The organism is Aeromonas encheleia (genome assembly GCF_900637545.1).
Lineage (GTDB): Bacteria > Pseudomonadota > Gammaproteobacteria > Enterobacterales > Aeromonadaceae > Aeromonas > Aeromonas encheleia.
Map to the genome: position 1 here is coordinate 1,462,385 of NZ_LR134376.1, position 12,071 is coordinate 1,474,455.

Genomic DNA, 12,071 nt, shown 5'->3' on the forward strand with positions numbered 1-12,071 from the left:
CAAATGGAGTCAGGCGCCGCGGCGCCAACCGTGATAACGGGCCAGCAGGGTGGGCAGCCAGGCTGGCTGGTGGGCCTGCTGCCAGGCCTGTAACCAGAGCCCCGCCACCTGCTTGTTGCCCTCCATCAGGGTGGGATAGGCGTGCACCGTGGCGAGGATCTTGCGAAGCCCCAGCCCGTGGCGCATGGCGAGTGCGAATTCGGCGAGCCGCTCGCCGGCCTGGGCGCCCACTATGGTGGCCCCCAGGATCCTGTCCTTGCCCGGCACCGTCAGCACCTCGACGAACCCCTCCCGCTCGCCGTCGGCGATGGCCCGATCCAGCTCGGCCAGCGCGAAGCGGGTCGTCTCGAAGGGAATGCCCTGCGCCTGCGCCTCCTTGCGGTTGAGCCCCACCCTGGCGATTTCCGGGCTGGTGTAGGTGGCGGTCGGGATCACCCGGTAGTCGGCCCGAAAGCGCTTGAAGGGACTGAACAGGGCATTGACCGCCGCATACCAGGCCTGATGGGCGGCGAAGTGGGTGAACTGGTAGGGACCGGCCAGGTCTCCCACCGCCAGTATGCTGGGGTAGTTGGTGGCGAGGAAAGCATCCACCCGCACCGTGCCCCCGGGATTGAGGGTGACCCCCAGCTCCTCCAGCCCGAAGCCGGTCACATTGGCGACCCGGCCCAGCGCCAGCAGCAGCCGGTCTCCCTCGATGAGCATGAGCTCGTCGCCCTGCGGGGTGCTTTGGCGCAGTTGCAGGGCGATCTCGTCGTTTTTGTCGAGCTCGACTCGCTCGGCCTGCCAGCCGGTCAGCACCCTGACGCCGTCCGCCTCCATCTGCGCCTGCAGCAGCGCGGCGACCTCGGGCTCTTCCCTTGGCAACAGCTGGTCGGCGAGCTCCACCAGGGTCACCGGGATGCCGAGCAGGGCCAGGCTCTGGGCCAGCTCGCAGCCGATGGGGCCGCCGCCGAGCACCAGCAGGTGGCGCGGTGGCTCGCGCAACTGCCAGAGGTTGTCCGAGGTGAGGTAGGGCACCTCGCCGAGGCCCGGCAGGTCGGGCACCCTCGGCCTGGCGCCGGTGGCGAGGACGATGTGACGGCTGCTGAGGCGTCGGCCGTTCACCTCCAGTTCCCAGGGGGAGACGAGGCGGGCCTGCCCCTGGATGCACTCCACCCCGAGCCGCTGGTAGCGCTCGACGGAGTCGTGGGGCTCGACCTGCTCGATCACCTCGGCAATGCGCGCCATCACGGCGGCAAAGTCGGCCCGGGATTGGCTGGGGCTGAAGCCCAGGGCGCCGGCCTTGCGTTGCTCGGCGGCGAAGCGAGCGCTTCTGATCAGCGCCTTGGAGGGGACGCAGCCGGTGTTGAGGCAATCCCCCCCCATCTTGTGGCGCTCGATGAGGGCCACCCTGGCCTTGACCGCGGCGGCGATGTAGCTGCTGACCAGGCCACCGGCGCCGGCCCCTATTACCAGCAGGTTGTAGTCGAAGCGCCCGGGTTTCTGATAGGGGGCGTGCAGCCGGCGCAGGGCGAGCCTGCGTTGCAGCAGGCTCACCAGGCTCTTCATCAATAAAGGCATCAGCCCGAGCAGGGTCAGCGCCGCCATCAGGCCGGGGGAGAGGATGTTGCCCGTGCTGGTGAGGGTGGCCAGCTCGTTGCCCGCCAGCACATAGACGAAGGTGCCGGGCAGCATGCCGAGCTGGCTCACCCAGTAGTAGGTACTGACTCTGATGGGGGTGAGCCCCATCAGCAGGTTGATCAGAAAGAAGGGGAAGAGGGGGATGAGGCGCAGGCTCAGCAGGTAGAAGGCGCCATCCTTCGCCATTCCCTGCTCGAGCTGGGCCAGCTTGTCGCCGAAGCGCGCCCTGACCCAGTCGCGCAGCAGGAAGCGGGCGCTGAGAAAGGCCAGGGTGGCGCCCAGGGTGCTGGCAAACGACACCAGCAGCAGCCCCCATGCGACGCCGAACAGGGCGCTGCCCACCAGGGTCAGCAGGCTGGCGCCGGGCAGGGAGAGCGCGGTGGTGAGCACGTAGATGAGCATGAACAGCAGGCTGGCCTGGCCGAAGTGTGCCTGTACCCAACCGGAGAGCTGCGCCTGACGAGCCTGCAGCTCGGCGAGGCTCAGGTAGCGGCCGAGATCGAGGGCGAAGAAGGCGCCGATGAGGCACCCCATGCTCAGCAGGAGCAGCAGGCGGGATCTGGTCATCGGGGTGTCTGGTCCGGCTTTTTATTGCCGGGTAGAGGGGGCCGCTCGGGTTGCACCGACAGCTGGCAGAAACCCTGGGGGGCGATGTCGAGGGCGGCGTTGAACTTGGCGGACATGTTCTGGAAGGCGATGAGGCCGGTCAGCTCCACCAGGGCATCGTCGTCGAACCAGGGTTTGAGGCGAGCCGCCTGCTCGTCGCTCACCCCCTCCAGCCCGGTCATCGCCTCTGTGTAGTCGAGCACGGCGCGTTCCCGCTCATCGAACTGGGGGCTGTCCCGCCACTGGGCCAGGGCCTCCACCTTGGCGCTGGAGCCCGCCCGCTTGATCAGCGTCATGGCGTTGATGTCGACGCAGAACCGGCACCAGTTGAGCTGGGAGACCCGCACCGTCACCAGGGAGCGCAGCACGGGATCTATGGGGGATCGCTTGCGGTTGATCACCCCGTACAGGGTGGCCACAGCGGCAAACAGGCGTGGCGAGCGGCCCCAGCACTTGCCGGGGATCAGCACCTGGCCGTAGTTGCGTTGCTGCAGCCAGAAGAAGGGGCGGATAAACCAGGCATATTCCCGATCGGGCTTGACCTCGACACGCATTGATTACCTTCTTATTGCTTCAAATTGGGTTTGTAGGCCTGACCGAGCCGCTCGTTGAGGCGGGTCAAAAAGTCCTGGATCCGCGCCCGGTTGGCGCCCAGATCGCTGCGCCCCTGGCGGGAGGCGGAGCGCATGTCGACCCGGGTTTCTTTCGGACCCTGGAAGACCCGCAGCGCCACATCGTCCTGGAAGCCGAACCAGCCCGAGGTCACCACGGCATCGAGGCCGTCCGGGCTGGGCTCTACCTGCCAGCCCAGCTCGCTCATCAGCTCGCTCGCCTCGGTGACAACCTCGATGGGGGTGGCTCTGGTATAGAGAGGACCGGGGTTGCCGGCAAATGCTTGCAGGGGGGCGGCATTGATGGGGAGATCCTGCGCCGTTCTCAGCCGCTCGGCCCACTGGAGGCGGGGCGGGTGGTAGGGATCCGTGCTGACGTCGTTGGTGAGCGGGGCGCGTAGCGCCTGCACCACAAACAGCAGGGGCAGCAGCAGCGGGACTACACCCCACAGATGGCCCCACAGCTGGCTCCACTGGTTGTCCGCCCGGCGTGGTACCCCGTATCGGCGCCAGAGCAGGTGCAGCAAGAGTCCGAGGCTTATCAGGGCGCTGGCGAGGCAGAGGCTGAAGCCGACCCACCAGGGCCAGAGGTGAACGCGGCTGCCGATGGCGCCGCCGAGGGGCAGCAACCAGGCCAGCAGGGGCCACCATAAATAACTGGGCATATGAGGGATCCACTGGTTATGATGGAGCAATGCCCAGAAGGATAAACTTAATTAACTGATAACGTTAGTAAATTTATCTCATCTCGGCCATTTTTCCAGCGGAGCTGGCGTTCGCTGCCGGGTTGGTGCCGGCATCCTCGCCCTATGGGGTGTGGGCGGGGTGGGCGCCCTCGCGACGCCCCGGGGCTCAGTTGCGGTACAGCACCTTGATGAGGTGGAAGCCGAACTTGGTGCGCACCGGGCCCAGCACGGTCAGCAGCTCCCCCTTGAACACGGCATCGTCGAACGCCTTGACCATGTCCCCCTTCGAGAACTCCCCCAGATCGCCGCTGCGCTTGGCGGAGGCGCAGGTGGAGAAACGCTTCGCCATCTGGCCAAAATCGGCGCCCTTGGCGAGCTTTTCCTTGATCTCAAGACATTGCTTCTCGGTTTTGACCAGGATGTGCTGGGCACAGGCTTTCTTCATGGGGGGCTCCGCGGCAGATGACAACAAATGGGGCGCAAGATTACCCGAATTCGCCGCCCACGTCAGCCGTCGGCGCACCGGGGCGGGAAGATGAGCGGGATCAGCCGCGCGCGTTCGCCGTCAGCCGCGTTCTGGGACGAGCCTGCCACAGGATCTCCAGCCCCAGCAGGGCGTACAGGCTCCAGATCGCCAGCGGATTGAGCCACTGACCGCTCAGCTGCAGGGTGGACAGTGCCCCCCCCAGCAGCAGCAGGGTGATCCCGGGCAGGCGCCAGTGCGCCGGCAGCGGGGCCAGCATGGCCAGCCCCAGCAACAGGACGAGCCCAAAGGGCAGGTTGAGGGCGGTGAAGGCCAGCGCCTGCTGGCCACTCATGCCGGTCAGCAGGGCCAGCAAGGCGCTGCAGCAGGCCAGAAAGGTGATGAACTCGAGCCGATCGGCGATGTAGTCAGCCACCTGTTCGCTACGTGAGGGCATGGGATCTCTCCTTCTATTGATGTCGCCAGTGTGGGGCAGGCGGGCGGGCAGTGGCAGCGGGATAAATCGATTGGATTGAGCGAAGCTTTCATTCCACCTGTTCAAGTGATTGATTTAAATTTATTTTCCTGTTGAATAGCAGGGAGCGAACCGGGCCTTGATGAACGAGGCTGTCAAGCCGCCCTTGATGCTCTGGGCGGTCATTCCGGTTGTGAGCCGACAGAGGTTGTCGCGTGGCGCCCGCGGCCGGCCATGGAGTGTGGCAGGCTGTGGGAGAGTGACCGCGGGTCAGGGTGGCGGTTTTTTGTACCCACTGGCCGGGGGAGTGTGCGTTTTTCGCTCAGGGAGGCGGGGTTTTCCCCCTGGGGGCACCTGCCGAGGGCTGTTTTGCGGGATGACCCATGCCAACATGGGGGAGGCGCGCGCGGGGGTACTCCCTGCTGTCGAGTCCCTGTTTATGCTAGGATGAACTGCGCTTGCTCGGGAGTGAGCCTCATTATCATTCTAAATAATTCAGTCTTTTAATAATGTTATGCGGGGAAATTGACGTTTGACAGGATGCTATCCTCTCCTGCCTGCAGGGATCACATCGCCTGGACGAAGCATTCGTCGCGGGCTTGGCGCACTGGGGCTCGCCCTCTGCCTGTTGCTGCTGGTGACGCCGGCCATGGCGGCCAAGCTGACCTATCAGATCAAGGGGGTCAAGGGCGAACAGAAGGATAACGTCGAGGCCTATCTCAATGCCCTGCCCGTCTACCAGGAGCGCCAGTATCGCCCCGCCCGCGCCAAGATCACCGAGAGCGTGCAGCAAGCGCTGCAGGTGTATGGCTACTACCAGCCCAAGATCACCCTCAAGCGCGAGAAGAAGTCCCCCGCCAAGGTGCTGGTCGAGATCGACAGGGGCAAGCCGGTGCTCATCTCGCGCCTCGACATACTGCTGGAAGGGGATGCGAGCAGCGACGAGATCTACAGCGAGCTGCTGGACAAGCTGCCCCTCAAGGAGGGCGAGCCCCTCAACCACGGCAAGTACGAGTCCATCAAGGCGGATCTCGGCAGCCTGGGGCTGGCGCGCGGCTACTTCGACGCCAAGATCAGCCAGAGCCAGGTCAAGGTGTTCCCGGATCAGGGCACGGCCGAGATCTTCATCCTGTTCCGCTCCGGCCCCCGCTATCACTTCGGCGAGATCCGCTACGATGCCACCCCGGAGGCGCTGCGCCTCATCCGGCCGCTGATCAACGTCAAGAGCGGCGATCCCTATCTGGCGATCCGGCTGGCCGAGATGTCGCAGGATGTCTCCTCCACCAAGCTGTTCAAACAGGTGGATATCAAGCCGCTGATCGGTCAGGCCGAGGGCAACATGGTGCCGCTGCAGGTGACGCTCACCAACAGGGTCGATCACGAGATCGAGGCCGGTGTCGGCTATGCCACCGACGTGGGGCCTAGGATGAGTGCCACTTGGGAGAAGCCCTGGGTCAACCGCTACGGCCACAGCCTGTCCAGCACCGCCAAGATCTCGGCCCCTGAGGCCGAACTCAGCTTCGATTACCAGATCCCGGTCGGCAACCCGCTGCGGGACTACTACTCGCTGCAAGCGGGTTACCAATACACGGACAACAACGACACCCGCTCCGATCTGGCCACCTTCGGCGTGCACCGCTGGAAGCGGCGGCCGGATAGCTGGGACAGGGACGTCTTCATCCGGCTGGAGAACGAACGCTATGTGCAGGGTAACGACGAAGGGAACAGCCTGCTGCTGATCCCGGGTGTCTCCTGGTCGCGGCTGCGGGTACGCGGCGGCCTGGTGCCGGAGTGGGGCGATCGCCAGCAGCTGACCACTGAGTTCTCCAGCCCTTACTGGGGCTCCGACATCAGCTTCATGCGGGTGTGGGGACGCAGCAAGTGGCTGCGGACCCTGGGGGATGATCACCGTTTCCTGATGCGGGTCGAACAGGGGGCCATCATAGGGGACGACTTCGCCCTGGTGCCCCCCTCCCTGCGCTTCTTCACCGGTGGCGATCAGACCGTGCGTGGCTACGGCTATGAGACCATCTCCCCCAAGGATGAGGATGGCAAGCTCACCGGCGGGCGCTATACCAGCGTGGGCAGCCTGGAGTACAACTATCGCTTCAGCGAGAAGTGGCTCGGCGCCCTGTTCGTGGATGGCGGTACCGCCACCATCGACTACAGCGAGGCCTGGAAGATAGGCACCGGGGTCGGGGTGCGCTGGGTCACGCCCATCGGTCAGGTCCGGCTGGATCTGGCGGTGGGCATCTCCGAGGAAGACAAGCCGCTGCGGCTGCATTTCGCGCTGGGGCCTGAATTATGATCTGCTTTAACCGTCTTCTTCTCTGGCCGCTGCGGCTGTCTCTTTCGCTGGGGTCTGCATCGTGATCTGGTTAAAACGCATTGTCTTATGGTTGATGGGCATCGTCTTTCTGCTGCTCATCGGCGTCAGCCTGCTGGGCTTCAGCCACCCGGGCAACCAGTGGTTGTGGCAACAGGCCAGGGCCGCGCTGCCCTCCCTCAAGGGGGAACTGGTGGCAGGGCAACTCGGCTACGGCTGGACCCTGAAAGGGCTCGGCTGGCAGGATGCGCTGGTCGATGTCACGATCGATCACGCCGTGCTGGATTGGGATCTCGGCAAGTTGCTGCAGGGCAAGCTCTGGATCAAGTCGCTGGAGGTGAGCCATCCCGTGGTCCGGGCGGCGCAAGCCGAGCCTGCCGCCGAAGAACCGACGGCGCCCTTCGTCTGGCAGCCGCTGCCGCTGCGCATCCAGATCGACAGCCTCAAGGTGACGGATCTGGATTTCGCCGTGCCCGGGCTGGGGCTGACCCTCAAGTCTCTCGATATCGGTGCGAGCCTGGATCGCAAGGGGCTGATCGTGCGCGGGCCCATGCTCGATGGCCTGAATGTGACCCTGGTCGAGACGCCACCGGCCAAGACCCCAACCGACAAGGCAAGCAAGGAGGCCAAGGCAGGCAAGACGGCCAAGGCCGACCAGCCGGCGACCAAGGCGGCCCCATCCCCTGTCGGCACCAAGGAGCCGGTCATCGCCAAGGCAAAACAGGGAAATGACAGCAAGGCCACTAAGGCCAAGAAAGCGGCGCCCATCGCGCTGCCCGCCTTTAGCCTGCCATTCCCCGTCCAGCTCGAAGGACTGTCCCTGACCAGGCTGCGTTATCAGCAGGGTGAGTTGATCGAGGGCATCGACAAGCTGGTGCTCTCCGCCACGGCAAAGGAAGAGCGCATCGACATCCGCGAACTCTCCCTGCGCCACGACATGGCCGATCTGGCGCTCAGCGGCCATGTGCGCCTGGTCGATGACTATCCGCTCGCCCTGACCCTGGATGCCAAGGCGCGCAAGGGGTTGAAGCAGTGGGAGCTTGGCTCCGAGCAGGCGAAACTGACCCTGGACGGCTCGGTCGGCAAGCTGGCGCTGGCGCTGCAAGCCAAGGGGCCGGTGGCCGCCACTCTCAAGGGAACCCTGGCGGCGCTGGATCCTGACGTGCCGTTTGATCTGGCGCTGGACTGGAAGAGCCTCGGCTGGCCGCTGCACAAGCCCGCCAAGGAGGAGCCCAGCTACCAGCTGGGCAAGGGCAGCCTGACTGCCAAGGGACAGCTCTCCGGCTATCAGTTTGTGCTCAAGACCAGCGGCAAGGGCACGGATGTGCCGCCCTTCAAGCTGGCCTTGTCGGGTAAGGGCGATCTGGCGAAGCTGAGTCGCATCGAGTTGCTGCTCAATGCCCTGACCGGCGAGCTCAAGCTCGATGGCAAGCTGGCCTGGAGCAAGGGGGTCCAGTGGCAGGGCACCACCGAATTCAAGGAGATCAACCCGGCCGAGCTGCTGCCCGAGATCAAGGGCAAGCTGGCGGGCAAGATAGTCAGCCGTTTCGAGCTGACCGAGGCGGGCCACTGGCAGCTGGCGCTACCCGAGCTCAGGGTAGACGGCAAACTGAACCAGTATCCGCTGGCCCTCAAGGGGGAGCTCAGCGGCAACGACAAGATGGAGTGGCGGATCCCGGCGCTGGCGCTGCAAAGCGGCCCCAACCATCTGCGGGCCAAGGGATCGCTCACCGCGCAAGCCTGGAGGCTGGATGCGGATCTGGATGCGCCCGCCCTGGGTGGCCTCTATCCCGGTCTCAAGGGTGACGTCAAGGGCCAGGTCCGCCTCACCGGCAGCCAACAGGCGCCGAGGGTGAACGTCGATCTGGCCTCGGGTCGTCTCTCCTATGCCGGCACAGTTCTCAAGGGGAGCGCCATCAAGGGCAATGCCCTGGTGGGAGACAAGCCCGCCGGTGAGCTGGCGCTGACGGTGGCGAGCCTGGTGCAGGGGGCGAACTCGCTCTCTCAGCTGGCCCTGAACCTCAGCGGCGATCTCAACCGTCACGATCTCACCTTGACCATGAAGGGGGAGCCGGTGGCCGCCAATCTGAGCCTGAATGGCGGCCTGCGCGGGGATCACTGGCGCGGCGCCCTCTCGAGCCTCAAGTTGAAGACGCCGCTCAAGCGCTGGGAGCTGACGGCGCCCTGGGCGCTGGACCTGGATCTGCCCAAGCAGCAGCTGACCATGGGGGATCTCTGCCTGGGGTCGCAGGGGGCCAGCCTCTGCGTCAAGGGCAGCCGGCTCTCCGCCGAGCAGGGCAGCCTGGACTTCGCCCTGAGCGCGTTCGATCTCAAGCGACTGCGCCCCTGGTTGCCGGATAACTTCCGCTGGCAGGCGGTCCTGTCGGCAGACGGTCGCGCCAGCTGGCGCGGCTCCCAGCCGACCCTGCACGCCAGGGTCCGCACCACGGCCGGGACCTTCGTGGCCGATGAGCTCAAGACCGACTACCAGCAACTCGAGCTGGGGGTCGATTTCGAGCGCCAGCAGGCCGCGGTCCGGATCGACTTCGCCTCCCGCCAGATCGGCAACATCGACACCGAGATGCTGATCAGGGAGCCCGCCGGGCGTGGCAACCTGTCCGGCCAGCTCAAGTTCGACAGCCTCAAGCTGACCACCTTCGCCCCGCTCATCCCCGAGGTGCGCACCCTGCAGGGGATCATCTCGGCGGATGCGCGCTTCGATGGCACCCTGGCGTCCCCCCTGCTGTATGGCGAGCTCAACCTGCGCGATGGCGAGGTGCAGACCCACTCCGACATGGTCACCCTGAGCAAGCTGGTGACCCGTCTCAAGATTGAAGGCAACAGGGCCGAGCTCGATGGCTCCATGCTGGTGGGTAAGGGGCCGCTCGCGCTGGGGGGCTGGCTGAGCTGGGCCCGGCTGCCGGTCACCGGCAGCCTCACCATCCAGGGCAAGGATCTGGAGGCCCAGTACCCGGGCATGGGCCGGGTCAGGGTGACGCCGGACATCGCCATCTCGCTGGGCGAGGAGACCAGGATCAGCGGTCAGGTGGACATTCCCTGGTCGCGCATCCTGGTCAAGAGCCTGCCCGAGAGCGCGGTGGCCCTCTCCGATGACGTGACCGTGATCTATGACGATGTGCCGCCGCTGCCGAAGACGGCGCCACTGCCGATGGAGATCAAGCTGGCCATCCGGCTGGGGGATGACGTGCGGCTGGAGGCCATGGGGCTCAAGACCAAGGTGGCCGGGGCGCTCAACATCCGCCAGGATCCGTCCAAGCCGCTTTCGGGCAACGGTCAGCTGGTCCTGAACGAGGGGCGCTTCAAGGCCTACGGCCAGAACCTCATCATCAAGGATGGCCGGATCCTGTTCTCCGGCCCCATCGATCAGCCCTATCTCAACATAGAGGCCTATCGGGATCCCGATACCATAGAGGACAACGTCACCGTCGGGGTGCGGGTCACGGGGCCGGCGGCCAAGCCGAAGATCACCGTCTATTCCGAACCCATGATGACGCAGTCCGAGCAGCTCTCCTATCTGCTGCGCGGCAAGGGGTTGCAGACCAGCGGCGAGGATGGCGGCTTCAACGGCCTGCTGGTGGCCGGTGCGGTCAGCCAGGCCAACGGGGTGGTCTCCAGCATAGGGGAGTCCCTCGGCATGAGCGACGTGGCACTCGACACCGCCGGCAGTGGGGACGATACCCAAGTGACCCTGTCTGCCTATCTGCTGCCGGGCCTGCAGTTCCAGTACGGGGTCGGGGTGTTCAGCCCCATCGCCGAGTTCAAACTGCGCTACGAGGTGCTGCCCAGACTCTATCTGCAGGCGGTGAGCGGGGTGGCCCAGGCGGTGGACATCTTCTATCGCTTCACCCTGTGAGGCGGGATGTCGCAACAACGGGAGGCCTTGGCCTCCCGTTTTTCATCGTGCTATCCGACGGGGTGATAATGAGAGGGCCCGGAAATGCAAAAACCCGGCGCTTGGCCGGGTCTTCAGAAGAGTGGTGGAGGGAGAAGGATTCGAACCTTCGAAGGCAGAGCCGTCAGATTTACAGTCTGATCCCTTTGGCCGCTCGGGAACCCCTCCACGGGGCAGTACCTGATTGTTGCACTTGAATGGTGGAGGGAGAAGGATTCGAACCTTCGAAGGCAGAGCCGTCAGATTTACAGTCTGATCCCTTTGGCCGCTCGGGAACCCCTCCTCGAGTGCGAGGCGCATACTAACAGATCTGTCGCGCTTGTGAACCCCTTGGCTTTATTTTTAATGCTCAAAGGATCGGGTTGATGGCCGATAAACAATGAAACCCCCATTTCTGAGATTTATCTCATGCTGCCCAGCGCGATACGTGACCGACTGCTCGTCGATGAAGCCCAGCTGGGCCAGCGCCTCAACCAGGATCTCCGCCAGGGGAACAGGGCCGACTTCCGGCTGCACCTGGCCCTGCTGACCGATGCCGTCGAGGAGCAACCCTGGTTTGGGGCCACGCCGGCGGCGGCGCCGCAGGAGCAGGTCTGGCGCAGTCATTTCGGTCTGCCGCCCGAGGCGGCTTTGCAGGGGACTGTGGCGGAGCCTGCTGCCAGCGAGCTCAACGAGCGTCTGCAACAGGGGGGGAGCATGGTGGATGTGCGGCTCTGGCTGGCGCTGCGCTCGCCCCCGCTGGTGAGCAAGGCCGCGGCGCTGGATCCGGCCATCTACGACAACCTCTCGGCGCTGGGGCGTGAACGCTGGCAGGGCAGGCTGGCCTCCCAGCCGAGGGGGGAGGATCCCTTGCTCATGCTGCCGCTGCTGGAGGAGTTGAAACTAGGGGTCGATGCCCGCTTGCGCTGGCTGGGGTGACGTCAGGCGCTGCAAATACAAAAAGGCGGGATGGCCCGCCTTTTTGCTCAATGAGGGTGATGACAGTCCGGATTATGCGTCGGCTTCATCCGGCTGGGGCACTTCCTTGACCACGGCCGCCCCACGGCGTGCTATGGGTTTCTCGATGTGACGAGTGAGCTGGCGCTCCAGCTTCTGGCCCAGATCGGTGATGGCGGCGTACAGATCCTCGTGCTCTGCCTGTGCAAACAGCTTGCCGTTGGGGATACCGGCCGTGGCCTCGACGATATACATCAAACGCTCTTTGGAGATGATCACATGAGGTGTGATAAGAGGCACCTGAAGACGCTCGAGCTTTTCAAAACGGGATTCAATGCGCTCGCGGATGGCTGGAGTGATGTCGATGATTTTACTGGTCATTTCGATTTTCATATTGGCCCCCTTCGGGTCGTCTTGCTTGTGTCTTCACCCTCA

At 64.8% G+C, this 12,071-nt stretch carries 9 protein-coding genes and 2 tRNA genes; 3 read left to right on the forward strand and 8 right to left on the reverse strand.

What is annotated here, in order from left to right; all coding sequences use genetic code 11:
- Positions 1-9: 9 nt before the first annotated feature.
- The 5 genes from EL255_RS06990 to EL255_RS07010 form a co-directional block, all read right to left on the reverse strand.
- Positions 10-2,187: a dihydrolipoyl dehydrogenase family protein gene (locus EL255_RS06990; protein WP_042651374.1), complete on the reverse strand. Its 2,178-nt coding sequence runs from the start codon at positions 2,185-2,187 to the stop codon at positions 10-12.
- On the reverse strand, positions 2,184-2,780 hold the full coding sequence (locus tag EL255_RS06995) for a carboxymuconolactone decarboxylase family protein (RefSeq protein WP_042651375.1): 597 nt from the start codon (positions 2,778-2,780) through the stop codon (positions 2,184-2,186). Before EL255_RS06995 ends, EL255_RS06990 begins: the two co-directional genes overlap by 4 nt.
- Before the next feature lie 11 nt (positions 2,781-2,791).
- A complete protein-coding gene (locus EL255_RS07000) occupies positions 2,792-3,502 on the reverse strand; it encodes a DUF1499 domain-containing protein (RefSeq protein WP_042651376.1) in 711 nt (236 codons plus the stop codon).
- A 187-nt stretch (positions 3,503-3,689) separates the two neighbouring features.
- Positions 3,690-3,968, reverse strand: a complete 279-nt coding sequence (locus EL255_RS07005; RefSeq protein ID WP_042651377.1) for a peptidylprolyl isomerase — start codon at positions 3,966-3,968, stop codon at positions 3,690-3,692.
- 100 nt (positions 3,969-4,068) lie between these two features.
- Complete coding sequence (locus EL255_RS07010; RefSeq protein ID WP_042651378.1) at positions 4,069-4,443, reverse strand: hypothetical protein; 375 nt, start codon at positions 4,441-4,443, stop codon at positions 4,069-4,071.
- 550 nt (positions 4,444-4,993) lie between these two features.
- Between EL255_RS07010 and tamA the strand changes: the two genes are divergently transcribed.
- Together tamA and tamB are read left to right on the forward strand one after the other, a co-directional pair.
- The gene (gene tamA, locus EL255_RS07015) at positions 4,994-6,769 is read left to right on the forward strand and encodes an autotransporter assembly complex protein TamA (protein WP_042651379.1); all 1,776 of its coding nucleotides are present in this window, start codon (positions 4,994-4,996) and stop codon (positions 6,767-6,769) included.
- A gap of 61 nt (positions 6,770-6,830) precedes the next feature.
- On the forward strand, positions 6,831-10,661 hold the full coding sequence (gene tamB / locus EL255_RS07020; protein WP_042651380.1) for an autotransporter assembly complex protein TamB: 3,831 nt from the start codon (positions 6,831-6,833) through the stop codon (positions 10,659-10,661).
- A gap of 122 nt (positions 10,662-10,783) precedes the next feature.
- On the opposite strand, the gene EL255_RS07025 is transcribed toward tamB, so the two are convergent.
- Positions 10,784-10,868: transfer RNA gene (locus tag EL255_RS07025), tRNA-Tyr, on the reverse strand.
- Positions 10,869-10,898: 30 nt separating this feature from the next.
- Positions 10,899-10,983, reverse strand: a tRNA-Tyr gene (locus EL255_RS07030).
- A gap of 125 nt (positions 10,984-11,108) precedes the next feature.
- On the opposite strand from EL255_RS07030, the gene EL255_RS07035 reads away from it, so the two are divergent.
- Positions 11,109-11,618 (forward strand): VC2046/SO_2500 family protein, encoded by a 510-nt coding sequence (locus EL255_RS07035; protein ID WP_042651381.1) that lies wholly within the window; start codon positions 11,109-11,111, stop codon positions 11,616-11,618.
- Positions 11,619-11,690: 72 nt separating this feature from the next.
- On the opposite strand, the gene hpf is transcribed toward EL255_RS07035, so the two are convergent.
- Complete coding sequence (hpf, locus tag EL255_RS07040) at positions 11,691-12,029, reverse strand: ribosome hibernation-promoting factor, HPF/YfiA family (RefSeq protein ID WP_042651382.1); 339 nt, start codon at positions 12,027-12,029, stop codon at positions 11,691-11,693.
- Between the last annotated feature and the right edge of the window lie 42 nt (positions 12,030-12,071).

What these genes read in the sequence shown, in the direction of transcription:
- EL255_RS07010 (WP_042651378.1), bottom strand. Translation starts at nt 4,443, where the DNA reads ATGCCCTCACGTAGCGAACAGGTGGCTGACTACATCGCCGATCGGCTC.
- EL255_RS07035 (WP_042651381.1), top strand. Translation starts at nt 11,109, where the DNA reads ATGCTGCCCAGCGCGATACGTGACCGACTGCTCGTCGATGAAGCCCAG.
- hpf (WP_042651382.1), bottom strand. Translation starts at nt 12,029, where the DNA reads ATGAAAATCGAAATGACCAGTAAAATCATCGACATCACTCCAGCCATC.
- EL255_RS07005 (WP_042651377.1), bottom strand. Translation starts at nt 3,968, where the DNA reads ATGAAGAAAGCCTGTGCCCAGCACATCCTGGTCAAAACCGAGAAGCAA.
- EL255_RS06995 (WP_042651375.1), bottom strand. Translation starts at nt 2,780, where the DNA reads ATGCGTGTCGAGGTCAAGCCCGATCGGGAATATGCCTGGTTTATCCGC.
- EL255_RS06990 (WP_042651374.1), bottom strand. Translation starts at nt 2,187, where the DNA reads ATGACCAGATCCCGCCTGCTGCTCCTGCTGAGCATGGGGTGCCTCATC.
- EL255_RS07000 (WP_042651376.1), bottom strand. Translation starts at nt 3,502, where the DNA reads ATGCCCAGTTATTTATGGTGGCCCCTGCTGGCCTGGTTGCTGCCCCTC.